This is a genomic window from Hydrogenophaga sp. UC242_53 (genome assembly GCF_042696965.1).
GTDB lineage: Bacteria > Pseudomonadota > Gammaproteobacteria > Burkholderiales > Burkholderiaceae_C > Hydrogenophaga.
In genome coordinates, this window is record NZ_CP170552.1 from 2054440 (window position 1) to 2069303 (window position 14864).

The window sequence follows — 14864 nt, forward strand, 5'->3', positions numbered from 1 at the left end:
GCCATGCCCATCGGCATCAAGGACAAAGTCGCCATTCTGGGCATGGGTTGCAGCAAGTTCGGCGAGCGCTGGGACGCCAGCCCCGAAGACCTCATGGTCGAGGCCTACAACGAAGCCATGGCCGACGCCGGCATCGCGCCCGAGCAGCTCGACGCGGCCTGGTTCTCCACCCACATGGACGACGTGGGCACCGGCCGGGGCGGCACGCCCATGGGCATCGCGCTGCGCCTGCCCAACATCGGCGTGACGCGCGTCGAGAACTTCTGCGCCGGCGGCTCCGAAGCCATCCGCGCGGCGGTGTACGCCGTGGCCGCGGGCGCCTGCGACATCGCCATCGCGCTCGGTGTGGAGAAGCTGAAAGACACCGGCTACGGCGGCCTGCCGGTTTCGGCCGTCGGCACCTACATCCCGCAGTGGTACCCCAACGCCGTGGCGCCGGCCAACTTCGCGCAGCTGGCCTCGGCCTACCAGCGCAAGCACAACGTGGACCCGGCGCTGCTCAAGCGCGCCATCGCGCGCGTGTCGATCAAGAGCCACGCCAACGGCGCGAAGAACCCCAAGGCGCATTTCCGCCAGGCCGTGACGGAGGAGCAGGTGCTCAAGGCGCCCATCATCGCGGAGCCGCTGGGCCTGTACGACTGCGCGGGCGTGTCCGACGGCGCGGCGGCGGTCATCGTCACGACGCCGGAGATCGCGCGCTCGCTGGGCAAGCGCGACCTGATCACCTTCAAGGCGCTGCAGGTCGCGGTGTCCAACGGCTGGGAGATGCACTCCAACGAGTGGGACGGCAGCTACGTGCACACCGCGCGCATCGCCGCGCGCAAGGCCTACGCCGAAGCCGGCATCGCGAACCCCGGGAAGGAAGTGAGCATGACCGAGGTGCATGACTGCTTCTCCATCACCGAACTCGTGACCATGGAAGACCTGGGCCTGTCGGGCGAGGGCGAGGCGGTGCGCGATGTGCTGGACGGCAAATTCGACGCCGACGGCGCCATCCCCTGCCAGATCGACGGTGGCCTCAAGTGCTTCGGCCACCCCATCGGCGCCAGCGGCATCCGCATGCTCTACGAGATGTACCTGCAGCTGCAGGGCCGCGCCGGCCCGCGCCAGCTGAAAGACCCGAAGATCGGCCTCACCCACAACCTGGGCGGCCAGCCCTCGCAGAACGTGTGTTCGGTCTCCATCGTCGGCCGCGAGGGCGTGTGATGAGCGCCACCCCCGTGGTTCTGGTGGACCGCCCCGCGCCGCACGTGGCGCGGCTGCTCATCAACCGCCCCGACAAGCGCAACGCCATCGATCACGGTGTGCGCCAGCAGCTCACCGAGGCGCTGGCCGCGCTGCTGGGCGATGACACCGTGCGCGCCATCGTCTTCGGCGGCGCGCAGGGCGTGTTCTCCGCCGGGGGCGACGTGCCCAGCATGGTGGGCCTCACCGAAGCGCAGGCGCGCGAGCGCATGCGGCACATCCACCGCCTGTGCCAGCTCATCGCCGAGGCCGGCGTGCCGGTGGTCAGCGCCATCGAAGGCATCGGCGCGGGCGCGGCCGTGGGCCTGGCCCTGATGGGCGACCGCATCGTGGTCGGCGAGGGCACGAAGATCCTGTTTCCCTTTCTCAAGCTCGGCCTGGTGCCCGACTGGGGTCAGCTGCTCACGCTGCCCCGGCGCGTGGGCCTGCCGGTGGCGCGCCGCATCCTGACCGAGGGTGTGCCGGTGAGCGGCGCCGAGGCGCACCGCATCGGCCTGGCCGACACGCTGGTGGCCGACGCCCAGGTGATCGCCACCGCCGTGGCACAGGCCGCCGAGCTGGCGCTGCTGCCGCGCGAGGCCTTCGCGCGCATGAAGGCGCGGCTGAACCACCCGTCCACCTCGCTGGCCGAGGAGCTGGCGCGCGAGGAAAACGACCAGGCCGTCTGCCTGCTCGGCGAGGACTTCGTCGAAGGGCACGACGCCTATGTGAACAAGCGCGCCGCCGATTTCGTGGCGCGACCGGGGGTGAAGCGATGAGCAGCGAAGAAGCCGTGCTGTTGCGCCGCGAAGGCGCCGTGGGCACCGTGGTGCTCAACCGGCCGGAGAAGCGCAACGCGCTCGACCTCACGATGCGCGCCGCGATCGCACAGGCGGTGCGAACCCTCGACGCCGATGACAGCGTGCGCGCGATCGTGATCACGGGCGGGGAGGGCGTGTTCGCCGCCGGCGCCGACCTGAACCTGCTGGTGGACAAGGGCGCGCAGGACGTGGCCGAGATCGACCTGGGCCAGTACTGGGCGCCGGTGGCCGGCTGTGGCAAGCCCACCATCGCGGCGGTGAGCGGCTTCGCGCTGGGCGCGGGCTGCGAGCTGGCCATGATGTGCGACTTCATCGTGGCCGACGCCAGCGCGCGTTTCGGCCAGCCCGAACTGGCCGTGGGCATCATGCCCGGCGCGGGCGGCACGCAGCGCCTGGTGCGCACGCTGGGCAAGCAGGTGGCCTCGCTCATGCTGCTCACCGGCGAGATGATCACCGGCGAACGCGCCTGCCAGCTGGGCCTGGTGGCCGAACTGGCCGCCGACGGGAAAGCGCTGGAACGCGCCGCCGAGCTGGCGCGCAAGGCCGCGCGCATGCCGCCCAAGGCCGTGAAGGCCACGCGCCATGTGCTGCGCCAGGGCGCCGATCTGCCGCTGGACGCCGCGCTCTCGCTGGAGAACCGCGAGTTCCTGCTCCTGTTCGACACCGCCGACAAGACCGAAGGCATGCGCGCCTTCCTCGACAAACGAAAACCCGAATTCAAGGGTCGATGACCACATGACTTCCAACAACGTGAAACCGCTCACCCTGGGCGTGGTGGGTGCCGGCGCCATGGGGCGCGGCATCGTCCAGCTGTTCGCGCAGGCGGGCCACCGCGTGCGCTGTTTCGACGCGGCGCCTGGCGCGGCCGCCAAGGCCGTCGAGTTCGCGCTCGGCATGATCGGGCGCGGCGTGGACAAGGGCCGCCTCAGCGCCGAGGCCTTCGAGACCATTCGCGCGAGCGTCTCGGCCTGCGTCGACATGGCCGGGCTCGCCGGTTGCGACGTGGTGATCGAAGCCATCGTGGAAGACCTGGCCGTCAAGCGCCAGCTGTTCGGTGCGCTGGAGGCCGTGGTGGCCGAGACCACGGTGCTCGCGAGCAACACGTCTTCGCTCACCGTGGCCGACATCGCCGCCGCCTGCCGCCACCCGGCGCGCGTGGCCGGCCTGCATTTCTTCAACCCGGTGCCGCTGATGAAGGTGGCCGAGGTGATCGCCGCGCTGCGCACCTCGCCGCAGACGGTGCAGACCCTGAGCGAGCTGGTGAGCGGCGCCGGCCACCGCGCGGTGGTCACGGCCGACCAGCCCGGCTTTCTCGTGAACCACGCGGGGCGCGGCCTCTACACCGAAGGCCTGCGTGTGCTCGAAGAGCAGGCCGCAACGCCTGCCGACGTGGACGACGTGCTGCGCGAGGGCGTGGGTTTTCGCATGGGTCCGTTCGAGCTGCTGGACCTCACCGGCCTGGATGTGTCGAGCAAGGTCATGGCCTCGATCTACGAGCAGTTCCAGCACGAGCCGCGCTTCCGGCCCTCGTCGCTGGTGGCGCCGCGCGTGGCCGCCGGCCTGTTCGGCCGCAAGACGGGGGAGGGCTGGTACGTCTACGACGGCGACACCCGCCGCGCCGCGCCCGCGCGCCCCGTGCCGCCGCCACGCGCCGGGGTGGCGGTGTGGATCGACCCGCAGGCCAGCGGCCGTGCCGAACTGATTGCCCTGCTGAGCGGCGCGGGCGCGCGGCTCACCGACGGCGCGGCGCAGGCCGAGGTCTGCGTCGTGCAGCCCTGGGGCGGCGACGCCAGCCACGCGGCCGCCGCGCTCGGCCTGGACGCCGCGCGCACCGTCGCCGTCGACCCCATGGTGCCGCTGGCCCTGCGCCGCACGCTCATGCTCAGCGCGCTCACCTCGGCCGCCGCGCGCGACGCCGCCTGGGGCCTGCTGGCGGCCGACGGCGTGCCGGTCACCGTCATCAACGACAGCCCGGGCTTCATCGCCCAGCGCGTGCTCGCCACCATCGTCAACATCGCGGCGCAGATCGCGCAGCGCGGCATCGCCAGCGTGGCCGACATCGAGGACGCCGTGAAGCTGGGCCTGGGTTACCCGCACGGTCCGCTGGCCTGGGGCGACCGCATCGGCGGTGCGCGCATCCTGGAGATCCTGCGCACCCTGCAGGCACAAACCGGCGACCCGCGCTACCGGCCCAGCCCCTGGCTGGTGCGGCGCGTGGCGCTGGGCGTGTCCCTGCTCACGCCGGAGGCACCTCGCTCATGAGCATCGACATTCAACACCTGCGCGAATGGGTCGGCCGCGAGCAAGTGGCCGAACAGACACTGGAGCCCTTTCCCGCCGTCGCCCTGAGCGGCCTGCTGGACCGCGCCGCGCCGCCGGCTATGGGCGAGGCGCTGCCGCTGCCCTGGCACTGGCTGTATTTCCTGGAGACGCCCGCGCGCGCCGCCACCGGCGTCGACGGGCATCCGCAGCGCGGCGGTTTCCTGCCGCCGGTGCCGCTGCCGCGCCGCATGTGGGCCGCCGGTTCGCTGCAATGCGAAAGCCCGCTGCGCCTGGGCGCACCCGCGCGCAAGACCTCCACCGTGCGCAGCGTGGACCTGAAGGAAGGCCGCAGCGGCCCGCTGGTCTTCGTGACGGTGGACCACCTGCTGGCGCAGGGTGGCCGCGTCTGCATCCGCGAAGAGCAGAACATCGTCTACCGCGAAGCACCCACCGGCCCCGCACCCCTGCCGGCGGGCGAGCAGGCCACGAAAGCCGCGCAATGGTCGGCCGTGCTGCAGCCGGACCCGGCGCTGCTGTTCCGGTTTTCCGCGCTCACCTACAACGGCCACCGCATCCACTACGACCGCGACTACGCGGTGCGCGAGGAGTTCTACCCCGCGCTGGTGGTGCACGGCCCGCTGCTGGCCACCGCGCTGCTGGACCTGCTGGCGCGCGGCCGGCCCGGCGTGCCGGTGCGGTCCTTTTCGTTCCGCGCCCTGCGCCCCGCCTTCGACACCGACACGCTGCAGCTTTGCGCCGCCGCCGAGGGCGACACGGTCGAGCTCTGGACGCAGGACGCGCACGGCCAGGTGGGCATGACGGCCCGCGCCACGCTGGGTTGAACGCCGCCATGCGCCATCACCCGATCTGGCGATCCATGCTGTTCGTGCCGGCGCACGTGCCGCGCTTCGTCGAGCGCGCTCACGAGCGCGGCGCCGACGCCTGCGTGCTCGACCTCGAAGACAGCGTGCCGCTGGCGCAGAAGGCGCAGGCGCGCGCCGCCGTGCCGCAGGCCGCCGCCGCCATCGCGGCCCACGGCACGCCCGTGCTGGTGCGCGTGAACCAGCCCTGGGAACTCGCCGCGCCCGACATCGACGCCGCCATCGGCCCGGCCGTGAGCGCGCTGGTGCTGCCCAAGGTGAACGACGACGCCACCGTGCGCGAGGTGGCGCGGCGCATCGACCGCGCGGAGGCGCAGCGCGGCCTGCCCGCCGGCCACACGCGGCTGATCGCGCTGATCGAGGACGTGCAGGCCCTGTCCGAGCTCGACGCCATCGCGCGTTGCTCGCCGCGCATGCTGGGCATGATGCTCGGCCCCGAGGATTTTTCCGCCTCCGCCGGCATGGCGCCAGTGCGCGAGGCGCTGCTGCTGCCCAACCAGCTGGTGCTGTTCGCCTGCCGGCGCGCCGGCATCCTGCCGTTCGGTTTTCCCGGCTCCATCGCCGACTACGGCGACGCCGAAGCCTTCGCGCAGACCATCCGCCTGGCGCGCCAGCTCGGCTTCGTCGGCGGCCTGTGCATCCACCCCACGCAGGTGGCGGTGATGAACGCCGGTTTCTCGCCTTCGACGGAAGACATCGAACACGCGCGCGGCGCCATCGAAGCCTTCGAGGCCGCCGCGCGCGAAGGCCGCGGCGCGGCCGAGTACCGCTCGAAGATGGTCGATCTGCCCGTGGTGGCGCGCGCGCGGGAAATCCTGCGCCGCGCCGCCGCACCGGCCCCCCTTTCCACCCAACAGGAGACACACCCATGAACACCCACCCCACCGTGTACGACGCGGTCGTGATCGGCGCCGGCGCCGGCGGCCTCAGCGCGGCGGCGCGCCTCGTGGCCGCCCGCCGCAAGGTGCTGGTCGTCGAGAGCCTGGGCCGCGTCGGCGGCCGCGCATCGAGCGAACAGATCGACGGCTTCACCGTCAACATCGGCGCCATCGCCATCGAGCGCGGCGGCGTGTTCGAGGAAACCTTCGGCCTGCTCAACGTGCCGTTGGACATCCGCGAACCCAGCCCGGCCACCGTGTTCCTGATCGACGGCAAGGTCATCAACGTCGCCAAGGGCGGCTGGGGCATGCTGCTGGGCACTTTCACCAAGCAGGCCGCCAAGATCGGCACCAAGTTCGCCGACGCGCGCGCGGGCGACCTGCCCGAGGCCAAGATGAGCACCAAGGAGTGGCTCAGCCAGTACACGAAGAACGAGACCGTGCACGCGATCTTCCGCAACCTGTGCGCGGCCATCTTCGCCGCCAACGACGACGAGGTGCCCGCGCGCGCCTTCCTGACCTACTTCGCGGTCAAGGGCGCGTTCAAGCGCTTCGGCTTCTGCCCGCGTGGCACCGTGGGCCTGTGGAACGACCTGGCCGACGGCATCCGCCAGGCCGGCGGCGAGATCTGGCTCGACGCGCCGGTGACCCAGCTGCACACGCAGGACGGCCTGGCCAGCGGCGTGACCGTGATGAAGGACGGCGCTGCGCAACGCGCATCCAGGCCCGCACCGTGATCAGCAACATCGGCCCGCGCGCCACGGTGGACCTGCCCGGCGGCGAGGCCTTCGGCGGCGACTACATCCGGCTCGCGCACACCGCGCCCAAGCCCTCGGCCAACATCGTCATCAACTTCGCCACGCAGCAGCGCCTGGTGGACGTGCCCGGCCTGGTCACCTTCGGCAAGACGCGCCGCCTGTGCAACATGGGCGAACTCACCGCCACCTGCCCCGAGCTCGCGCCGGCCGGCTGGCACCAGTACGTGGCCTACGCCGTGCCGCGCCCGGCCATCGGTGACTTCGACGAGAAGACCGAGATCGAGGCCTCGCTGCAGGACCTGCGCGACGAGTTCCCCGGCTTCGCGCAGGCCAAGATGCTCTCGATGCGCGTGATGCGCGACGGCTGGCCGGCCCAGCGCTCCTGCGCCGGCTTCGACCTGCCGCAGACCACGCCGCTGCGCCAACCTCTGGCACGTGGGCGACGCGGTGAAGGACTATGGCGACGGTGGCACCCAGGCCTGCGCCTACACCGGCCGCGAGGCCGCGCGCCAGGCCGAAGCCCACCTGGACGGTGCCCGCGTGGCGGCGGCGGCGTGATGGCCGTTGCCGAGCTTCAAGCGCAGGTGGACCAGGCGCGCGCGCTGCTGGCGCGGTTGCGCCCGCTGTTCGAGCACGGCGTGGCCGCGCTCGCCAGGGCCTGCGCCCCGGGCGGCCAGCTCGACGGCGCGAAGCTGGACGAGCAACAGGTCGCGACCTTCGAGATCGCCTGGGCCAGCGCCGACCTGCTGGCCGCCGAGACCACGCTGGCGCGGCTCAACGGCGATCCGCTGCAGTCGCAACTGGCCCTGATCTTCGCGGTGGACGCCATCGCCGCGCTGCTGCCGCGCCTGGAGGCGCTCTGCATCGAGCTGGGCCTGCCACTCGCGCCCCTGCAGCAACTCGGTGCCGACGCCGACTGGGCCGCGCTGCGCGGCGCGGCGGGCGGCGCGCAGGCGCTCACGGCGGCCGGCCGCGCCCTCGTGGCCGCCGGTGACGCGGTGGAGCTGGGCAGCGTGGCGCTGCAAGACCCGGTGGTGATGGCGCAGGACGCGTTCCGCCGCTTCGCCGCCGATGTGGTGGCGCCCCAGGCCGAGCATATCCACCGGCACGATACGACCGTGCCCGAATCGCTGCTGCAGCCCATGCGCGACATGGGCGTGTTCGGCCTGTCCATCCCCGAGTCGCACGGCGGCACCGGGCCCGACGAGGGCGAGGACGCGACCATGATGGTGGTCGTCACCGAGGCCTTGTCCGAAGCTTCGCTGGCGGCGGCCGGCAGCCTGATCACGCGCCCCGAGATCCTGAGCCGCGCGCTCATCAGCGGCGGCACCGACGAACAGAAGGCCACCTGGCTGCCGCGCATCGCGGCGGGCGATCCGCTGTGCGCCATCGCCATCACCGAGCCCGACTACGGCTCGGATGTGGCCAGCCTGGCCCTGAAGGGCACGCGCACCGAGGGCGGCTGGCTGCTCAACGGCGCCAAGACCTGGTGCACCTTCGCCGGCAAGGCCGGTCTGCTGATGGTGGTCACGCGCACCGACCCCGACCGCTCGGCCGGTTACCGGGGCCTGAGCGTGCTGCTGGTGGAAAAGCCGTCCTACGACGGCCACGCCTTCGACTTCCAGCAGCCCGGCGGCGGGCGCCTGAGCGGCAAGGCGATTCCCACCATCGGCTACCGGGGCATGCACTCGTTCGATCTCGCCTTCGACCAGTTCTTCGTGCCCGACGCCAACGTGATCGGCGGCGCGGGCGGCCTGGGCAAGGGCTTCTACTTCACCATGGCCGGCATGGTGGGCGGGCGCATGCAGACCTCGGCGCGCGCCTGCGGCGTGATGCGCGCGGCGCTGCGCGCCTCGATGCGCTACACGGCCGACCGCAAGGTGTTCGGCGCGCCGCTGCAGGCCTACGCGCTCACCCTGGCCAAGCTCGCGCGCATGGCCGCGCGCCTGGCGGCCTGCCGCACGCTGGCCTACGCCATCGCCGAGCAGCTCAACGCCGGCGGCGGCCGCATGGAGGCCAGCCTGGTCAAGCTGCTGGCCTGCCGATCGGCCGAGATGGTCACGCGCGAAGCGCTGCAGCTGCACGGCGGCATGGGTTACGCTGAGGAAAGCGCCGTGAGCCGCTACTTCGTGGATGCGCGCGTGCTCTCGATCTTCGAGGGCGCGGAGGAAACGCTGGCGCTCAAGGTCATCGGTCGCAGCCTGTTGGAAGACGCACTCAAACCATGAAACCCATCCTCTGCGGCATGCGGGTGGTCGAAGCCGCCGCCTTCGTCGCCGCGCCCCTGGGCGGCATGACGCTCGCGCAGATGGGCGCCGACGTGATCCGCATCGACACCCTGGGTGGCGGGCTGGATTACAAGCGCTGGCCCGTGACCCGGGACGACGTGAGCCTGTTCTGGTGCGGCCTCAACAAGTCCAAGCGCTCGGTCGCGCTGGACCTGAGCAAGCCCGAAGCCCGCGAGATCGCCATGGCGCTGATCACCGCGCCGGGCGAGGACGCGGGCATCCTGCTCACCAACTTTCCGCCGCGCGGCTGGCTGGACCACGACAAGCTGAAAGAGAGGCGCGCCGACCTGATCCAGCTCACCGTGCAGGGCGACCGGCACGGCGGCTCGGCGGTGGACTACACCATCAACTCGCGCGTCGGCATCCCCTACATCACGGGCGACGAGCGCGGCGCGGCCACGAACGAGGCCGTCAACCACGTGCTGCCGGCCTGGGACCTCGTCACCGGCCAGATGGCGGCCGTGGGCCTGCTGGCCGCCGAACGCCACCGCCTCAAGACCGGCCAGGGCCAGCACGTGAAGCTGCCACTGGAAGACGTGGCCCTCGCGGCCGTGAGTCACCTCGGCCTGATCGCCGAAGCGCAACTCGGCCAGCAACGCGAGCGCCACGGCAACGAGTTGTTCGGCGCCTTCGGCCGCGACTTCAAGACGGCGGACGGCGAGCGCGTGATCGTCGTCGGCCTGACCTTGAAACAATGGCAGGCCATCTGCGAGGCCATGGGCCTGAATGAGGCCGTGAAGGCGCTGGGCGACCGCCTGGGCCTGGACCTGGACCTGGAAGGCCACCGCTTTCGCGCGCGCAAGGAACTGGGCGCGCTGGTGGAGGCCTGGGTGTCGCGGCACAGCCTGGCCGAGGTGGCGGCCGCGCTGACGAAGCAGAGCGCCTGCTGGGGCAAGTACCAGACGCTCACGCAACTGGTGACGCAGGACGGGGCCTGCTCGCCAGCCAACCCGATGTTCCGCACCATCGACCAGCCTGGCGTGGGGCCGCACCTGGCGGCCGGGCTGCCGCTGAACTTCTCGGGCATGGATCGCATCCCCGCGGGAACCGCGCCCACGCTGGGCCAGCACACGGGCGAGGTGCTGTTTGAACTCCTGGGGGTATCCCAGGCGCAATTCGGTGATCTTCGCGACAGGGGCGTGGTCTAGTTGGGTCAGAATAGCCGCCTCAAAACTTGAGCGGAACACGATGACCCGATCGCTTGCAAGGAACCACGACGACAAACGCCAGAGGATCCTCGACGTCGCAGCCGCGCTCTTCGCGAGCACGAGCTACGAGAGTGCCCGGCTGCAGGACATCGCGGCGGCGTGCAGCATGTCGAAGTCCGCGCTGTACCACTACTTCCCTGGCAAGGAAGTGCTGCTGCTCGAGATCATCACCGAGCACATCATGAGCTCGGTGGCCGAGCTCGAGGCCATCGCGCAGGGCCCGGGCACGAGCCGGGAACGGCTGACGAACCTGGTGCGGGCCATGGTGACGCGGGCCGCGGAAAAGCGCCACGAGCACACGGTGCTGACCAACGACCTCAAGTTCCTGCCGACGCTGCAGCAGCAGGGGATCAAGCTGGCGCAGGCCAAGGCGCTGGACTTCGTGATCGATCTGCTCACCGACATCAACCCCCACCTCATGCGGCGGCGTCGCGAGAGCGCGTCCTACGCGCTGTTCCTCTACGGCTCGATGATCTCGACCGCGACCTGGTACCGCCGGGGCGGCGGCATGACGCCGCACGAGCTGGCCGACCGCCTGACCGAGGTCTACCTCAAGGGCTTCGACGGCGGGGACCATCCGCCGGGTTACAGCTGAACTGCGTGGCCGCCACGCCCACGCCGGCCATCATCGCGCCGGCGATCTTCAGGGCGCTGAAGGTCTCGCCCAGCGCCAGCCACGAGATCAGGCCCGCCACCGGCGGCAGCAGGTAGAGCAGGGGCGCCGTGCGCGCCACGCCCAGGTGGTCGTTGAGCCAGCCCCAGGCCAGCCAGCCCGCGAACGACGCCACCGCCAGCGACCACAGCAGGGCGCCCCAGACGGCCGCGCCCAGGCTGGCCCACGGCACCTGCAAGGCCTGCGGCGCGTTGATGAGGAGCATGGGCACCATCGCCAGCAGCGTGGTGTAGGCCATCACCAAGGTGACGCCATGGCGGGCGAACAGCCGGCTGGCGGCCACCGTGTGGGCCGAGAAGAGCAGGGCGGCGAGCAGCAGCAGCAGGTCGCCCAGGCCCTGCGTGCGCATGAGCGCGACCTTGTCCGACAGGAACACCAGCACGCCCGCCATGGCCAGCGCCACACCGCCCACCTGCAGGCGCGTGAAGCGCTGGCTGTGCAGCACGCGCACCAGCAGCAGCGTGAACATGGGGCCGAGCGCGGAGATGAGCGCGCTGGAGAACGCGGTGGACAGGTGCATGGCCTGCGTCATCACGTTGACGTGAGCGATGTGGCCGAGCAGGGCAAGGCCCGCCAGGCCCAGCCAGTCGCGCCGTTCCAGCCGCGGCCAGTGCCAACCGTGGCGCCACAGCAGCAGGGCGATGGCGCAGGCCGGCGTGACGAGGTAGCGCGCGAAGACCAGGGCGCCCGGCCCGATCTGCGCCATCACCGCCTTCTGCACGCTGTAGTTGCTGCCCCACAGCAGCATCAGGGCCAGCGCCACCACCAGCGCCCACCGGCGGCGGACCGTGCCGGAAACCGGCGGATGGTTGGGGTTGATGCCCATTAAAACCGTCCCATGAGTCATATTTGCAATCGATCCAGCGGCAGAAGATTCATCTGAACCGGCCTTTGATACGGGAAATCCCTAGGGATTTTTTTTGACCAATTGTTTTGTTAAACCGTCCCGTCGGTCTATTATACGGGCTGCCAGCGTTTGGTCGTTCTCACGTCAATCCACCCAGGAGACAAGCATGCGTTTTTCCCTTCCCAGGCTCACCGCAGCCCTCGCTTTGGCCAGTGCCTTCGCCGCCAGCGCGCCCGCCATGGCGCAGACCACCGTCATCAAGTACTCCAACTGGCTGCCGCCGGGGCAGGCCATGCGCGTGGAGGTGGTGGAGCCCTGGATCGCCGAGGTCGAGAAGGCCACGCAGGGCCGCGTGAAGATCGACACCGCGCCCAAGGTTGTGGGCACGCTGCCGGCCCAGTTCGACGTGGCGCGCGACGGCCAGGCCGATCTGGTGATCTTCATTCCGGGCTACACGCCCAACCGCTTCGACCTGCTCGAGGTGCTGCAACTGCCGTTCGTGAGTGACAACCCCGAGGTGTACGCGCCGCTGGCCGACCGCTTCTACCGCAAGCACCTGGCCTCGCACAACGAGTTCAAGGGCGTGCACCCGCTGTCGGTCTACGTGGTCTCGCCCGGCCAGATCTTCAACTCCAAGCGCCCGCTGCGCAGCGTGGCCGACTTCAAGGGCCTGAAGATGCGCAGTCCGCAGACCAGCGCCACGCAGGCGCTCACGCTGCTGGGCGCGGTGCCGATCTCCAAGCCGGTGAGCGAAACCTACGAGCTGCTGTCCTCCGGCGTGATCGACGGCACCTTCATGCCGCCCGAGTCGATTCCCGCCTTCAAGCTGACCGAGCTCGTGCCCTACGCCACCATCGTGCCGGGCGCGGTCTACAACACCGTGCTGGTGCTGGGCATCAACGAGGACAAGTGGAAGTCGCTGCGCGCCGAGGACCGCGAGGCGATCACCCGCATCTCGGGCGACGTGTTCGCGCGAAACATCGGCCGCGCCTACGCCAACGGCGACAAGGCCGCCTTCGAGACCATGCGCAAGGCGGGCAAGCCGGCCGAGGTGTTCCCGGCCCCGGCGCTGGCGGAGATGAAGAAGGTGCTGCTGCCGATCGAGCGCGAGTGGATCGAGAAGGCGAAGAAGAAGGGCATGGCCGATCCGCAGAAGGTGCTGGACCAGCTGCGCGCCGACATCGCCGTCGCCAAATAAGCCGCCATGACCGCACAAGCCACCGGCGGACGCACCGTCCGCGTCCTGGAAGCGATCGGCGCGGTCGCGCTGCTGATCCTGATGGTCACCGTCTTCATCGACGTGGTGGGGCGCAACCTCTTCAACACGCCGCTGCCCTGGGGCACGGAGCTGCTGGAGATGGTGCTGGCCCTGATGATCTTCGCGATCTATCCCTTGCTGGCGCTCGGTTTCGGCCACATCACCGTGGACCTGATCCAGCTGCCGGCCAGCCTGCACAAGGTACAGCGCGTGCTCAGCGGCGCGATCGGCGCCGTGGTGTTCGCGCTGATCACCTGGTGCATGGTCCGCCAGGCGTTGCGTGCCGCCAGCTATGGCGAGGCCACGCCGCTGCTGGGCGTGCCGCTGTCCTGGGTGCTCGGCGGCATCGGCGCCATGGCCGCCATCAGCACGCTCGCGTTCCTGCTGGCCGCCGCGCGGTCCTTTCGCCATCCCGGCGCGCCTGCCGCGCCACACGCCACCGAGGTGATCTGATGCTCGCTGCCTGTCTGGGTTTTCTCGTGGCGTTCGCGTTCATCCTGTTCCAGGTGCCCATCGCCACCGCGCTGGCCCTCGCCGGTTTCGGCGGTTACGTGGTGCTCAATGGCCTCACGCCCGCGCTGAGCATGGTCGCCACCGTCACCAAGGACAGCACGCTGGTGTACTCGCTGATCGTGCTGCCGCTGTTCGTGCTGATGGGCAACCTCGTGGCCGGTGCCGGCATCTCGGGCGATCTGTTCCGCGCGGCGCAGGCCTTCATCGGCCGGCGCCGGGGCGGCCTGGCAGTCGCCACCGTGGTGGCCTGCGGTGGTTTCGGCGCCATCTGCGGCTCCAGCGCTGCGCACGGCAGCCACCATGGGCAAGGCTGGCGATCCCCCTCCATGCGCAAGCTCGGCTATGGCGACTCGCTCTCGTCGGCCGCGGTCGCCGCGGGCGGCACGCTGGGCATCCTGATCCCGCCCAGCGTGATCATGGTGGTGTACGGCGCTGCGCAACGCAGACGCACATCGGCATGCTGTTCGCCGCCGGCATCGTGCCCGGCCTGATCGCCATCGGCGGCTACATGGCGGCGGTGAAGTGGTCGGTCTGGCGCCAGCCGGAACTCGCGCCGCTGGCCGAGGACAACGAACAGGTCAACAAGCTGGCGCTGCTGCGCGCGCTGTGGCCCGTGGCGCTGATCTTCGGCGTGGTCATGGGCGGCATCTACGGCGGTTTCTTCACCTCCATCGAGGCCTCGGGCATCGGTGCGACGGCGGCCCTGGTGTTCGCGCTGACGCACCACTCGCTCAGGCTCAAGGACATCTACGCGATCCTGGTCGACACCGCGCGCACCTCGGCCATGATGTTTGCCATCATCCTGGGCGCCGCGCTGTTCGGCGAGTTCGTGAACCTCACCGGCGTGCACGAAGGCCTGCTGCATGTGGTGCAGGAGAGCGGCCTGCCGCCGTTCGGGATCATCCTGCTGATGATCGTGCTGTACATCCTGCTCGGCACGGTGCTGGAAAGCCTGTCGATGATCCTGCTGACCGTGCCGATCTTCTTCCCGATCATCCTGGCCCTGGGCTACGACCCGGTGTGGTTCGGCATCCTGGTCGTGATGGTGGTGGAAATCGGGCTGATCACGCCTCCCATCGGCGTGAACCTGTTCGTGATCCGCTCGGTCATGCCCGACATCCCCATGATGACCGTGGTGCGTGGCGTGATTCCGTTCATCGTGGCCGACGTGCTGCGCATCCTGCTCATCGCCGCCGTGCCGGCCCTGTCCCTCTGGTTGCCCAACCTGCTGTTCAAGGCAGCCGCCTGACACC

15 protein-coding genes are annotated in these 14864 nt (G+C 70.5%); 14 read left to right on the top strand and 1 reads right to left on the bottom strand.

From position 1 onward, the window contains the following. The first annotated feature begins 3 nt into the window (after positions 1 to 3). Genes ACFJI0_RS10310 through ACFJI0_RS10355 form a run of 10 tightly spaced genes read left to right on the top strand, consistent with a single transcriptional unit; the run spans position 4 to position 10915 of the window. Positions 4 to 1206 (top strand): acetyl-CoA acetyltransferase, encoded by a 1203-nt coding sequence (locus tag ACFJI0_RS10310; protein ID WP_382324739.1) that lies wholly within the window; start codon positions 4 to 6, stop codon positions 1204 to 1206. Continuing rightward, positions 1206 to 2003 carry an enoyl-CoA hydratase/isomerase family protein gene (locus ACFJI0_RS10315; protein WP_382324741.1) on the top strand — a complete coding sequence of 266 codons (798 nt, stop codon included), beginning with the start codon at positions 1206 to 1208 and terminating at the stop codon, positions 2001 to 2003. The genes ACFJI0_RS10310 and ACFJI0_RS10315 overlap by 1 nt, the downstream gene beginning before the upstream one ends. Then, positions 2000 to 2776, top strand: coding sequence for an enoyl-CoA hydratase-related protein (locus ACFJI0_RS10320; protein ID WP_382324743.1), 777 nt, complete (start codon positions 2000 to 2002; stop codon positions 2774 to 2776). The genes ACFJI0_RS10315 and ACFJI0_RS10320 overlap by 4 nt, the downstream gene beginning before the upstream one ends. Before the next feature lie 4 nt (positions 2777 to 2780). Further along, positions 2781 to 4307, top strand: coding sequence for a 3-hydroxyacyl-CoA dehydrogenase (locus tag ACFJI0_RS10325; RefSeq protein WP_382324745.1), 1527 nt, complete (start codon positions 2781 to 2783; stop codon positions 4305 to 4307). Beyond that, positions 4304 to 5149, top strand: coding sequence for an acyl-CoA dehydrogenase (locus tag ACFJI0_RS10330; RefSeq protein ID WP_382324747.1), 846 nt, complete (start codon positions 4304 to 4306; stop codon positions 5147 to 5149). The genes ACFJI0_RS10325 and ACFJI0_RS10330 overlap by 4 nt, the downstream gene beginning before the upstream one ends. Positions 5150 to 5184: 35 nt before the next feature. After that, positions 5185 to 6060 carry an HpcH/HpaI aldolase/citrate lyase family protein gene (locus tag ACFJI0_RS10335; RefSeq protein WP_382324749.1) on the top strand — a complete coding sequence of 292 codons (876 nt, stop codon included), beginning with the start codon at positions 5185 to 5187 and terminating at the stop codon, positions 6058 to 6060. After that, a complete protein-coding gene (locus ACFJI0_RS10340) occupies positions 6057 to 6803 on the top strand; it encodes an FAD-dependent oxidoreductase (RefSeq protein WP_382324751.1) in 747 nt (248 codons plus the stop codon). The genes ACFJI0_RS10335 and ACFJI0_RS10340 overlap by 4 nt, the downstream gene beginning before the upstream one ends. Then, positions 6800 to 9052 (top strand): acyl-CoA dehydrogenase family protein, encoded by a 2253-nt coding sequence (locus tag ACFJI0_RS10345; RefSeq protein ID WP_382324753.1) that lies wholly within the window; start codon positions 6800 to 6802, stop codon positions 9050 to 9052. Before ACFJI0_RS10340 ends, ACFJI0_RS10345 begins: the two co-directional genes overlap by 4 nt. Next, entirely contained in the window at positions 9049 to 10260 is a 1212-nt protein-coding gene (locus tag ACFJI0_RS10350; protein ID WP_382324755.1) for a CoA transferase, read from the top strand. The genes ACFJI0_RS10345 and ACFJI0_RS10350 overlap by 4 nt, the downstream gene beginning before the upstream one ends. Positions 10261 to 10300: 40 nt before the next feature. Further along, the gene (locus tag ACFJI0_RS10355) at positions 10301 to 10915 is read left to right on the top strand and encodes a TetR/AcrR family transcriptional regulator (protein WP_382158059.1); all 615 of its coding nucleotides are present in this window, start codon (positions 10301 to 10303) and stop codon (positions 10913 to 10915) included. On the opposite strand, the gene ACFJI0_RS10360 is transcribed toward ACFJI0_RS10355, so the two are convergent. Beyond that, positions 10872 to 11819, bottom strand: coding sequence for a DMT family transporter (locus ACFJI0_RS10360; RefSeq protein WP_382324757.1), 948 nt, complete (start codon positions 11817 to 11819; stop codon positions 10872 to 10874). The two genes, ACFJI0_RS10355 and ACFJI0_RS10360, sit on opposite strands and share 44 nt — an antisense overlap. A 187-nt stretch (positions 11820 to 12006) precedes the next feature. Between ACFJI0_RS10360 and ACFJI0_RS10365 the strand changes: the two genes are divergently transcribed. The 4 genes from ACFJI0_RS10365 to ACFJI0_RS10380 are packed head-to-tail and all read left to right on the top strand — an operon-like array spanning position 12007 to position 14860. Next, positions 12007 to 13038 (top strand): TRAP transporter substrate-binding protein, encoded by a 1032-nt coding sequence (locus tag ACFJI0_RS10365; RefSeq protein ID WP_382324759.1) that lies wholly within the window; start codon positions 12007 to 12009, stop codon positions 13036 to 13038. A gap of 6 nt (positions 13039 to 13044) precedes the next feature. Then, the gene (locus ACFJI0_RS10370; RefSeq protein WP_382324761.1) at positions 13045 to 13551 is read left to right on the top strand and encodes a TRAP transporter small permease; all 507 of its coding nucleotides are present in this window, start codon (positions 13045 to 13047) and stop codon (positions 13549 to 13551) included. Continuing rightward, complete coding sequence (locus tag ACFJI0_RS10375) at positions 13551 to 14102, top strand: TRAP transporter large permease subunit (protein ID WP_382324763.1); 552 nt, start codon at positions 13551 to 13553, stop codon at positions 14100 to 14102. The genes ACFJI0_RS10370 and ACFJI0_RS10375 overlap by 1 nt, the downstream gene beginning before the upstream one ends. Beyond that, complete coding sequence (locus tag ACFJI0_RS10380) at positions 14069 to 14860, top strand: TRAP transporter large permease (protein ID WP_382324765.1); 792 nt, start codon at positions 14069 to 14071, stop codon at positions 14858 to 14860. Before ACFJI0_RS10375 ends, ACFJI0_RS10380 begins: the two co-directional genes overlap by 34 nt. Positions 14861 to 14864 lie beyond the last annotated feature (4 nt).

Excerpts from the sequence above, each read along its gene's own strand:
- ACFJI0_RS10360 (WP_382324757.1), bottom strand. The coding sequence starts at position 11,819 with ATGGGCATCAACCCCAACCATCCGCCGGTTTCCGGCACGGTCCGCCGC.
- ACFJI0_RS10330 (WP_382324747.1), top strand. The coding sequence starts at position 4,304 with ATGAGCATCGACATTCAACACCTGCGCGAATGGGTCGGCCGCGAGCAA.
- ACFJI0_RS10380 (WP_382324765.1), top strand. The coding sequence starts at position 14,069 with ATGCTGTTCGCCGCCGGCATCGTGCCCGGCCTGATCGCCATCGGCGGC.
- ACFJI0_RS10375 (WP_382324763.1), top strand. The coding sequence starts at position 13,551 with ATGCTCGCTGCCTGTCTGGGTTTTCTCGTGGCGTTCGCGTTCATCCTG.
- ACFJI0_RS10365 (WP_382324759.1), top strand. The coding sequence starts at position 12,007 with ATGCGTTTTTCCCTTCCCAGGCTCACCGCAGCCCTCGCTTTGGCCAGT.
- ACFJI0_RS10310 (WP_382324739.1), top strand. The coding sequence starts at position 4 with ATGCCCATCGGCATCAAGGACAAAGTCGCCATTCTGGGCATGGGTTGC.
- ACFJI0_RS10325 (WP_382324745.1), top strand. The coding sequence starts at position 2,781 with ATGACTTCCAACAACGTGAAACCGCTCACCCTGGGCGTGGTGGGTGCC.
- ACFJI0_RS10320 (WP_382324743.1), top strand. The coding sequence starts at position 2,000 with ATGAGCAGCGAAGAAGCCGTGCTGTTGCGCCGCGAAGGCGCCGTGGGC.
- ACFJI0_RS10355 (WP_382158059.1), top strand. The coding sequence starts at position 10,301 with ATGACCCGATCGCTTGCAAGGAACCACGACGACAAACGCCAGAGGATC.
- ACFJI0_RS10315 (WP_382324741.1), top strand. The coding sequence starts at position 1,206 with ATGAGCGCCACCCCCGTGGTTCTGGTGGACCGCCCCGCGCCGCACGTG.
- ACFJI0_RS10335 (WP_382324749.1), top strand. The coding sequence starts at position 5,185 with ATGCTGTTCGTGCCGGCGCACGTGCCGCGCTTCGTCGAGCGCGCTCAC.
- ACFJI0_RS10350 (WP_382324755.1), top strand. The coding sequence starts at position 9,049 with ATGAAACCCATCCTCTGCGGCATGCGGGTGGTCGAAGCCGCCGCCTTC.
- ACFJI0_RS10370 (WP_382324761.1), top strand. The coding sequence starts at position 13,045 with ATGACCGCACAAGCCACCGGCGGACGCACCGTCCGCGTCCTGGAAGCG.
- ACFJI0_RS10340 (WP_382324751.1), top strand. The coding sequence starts at position 6,057 with ATGAACACCCACCCCACCGTGTACGACGCGGTCGTGATCGGCGCCGGC.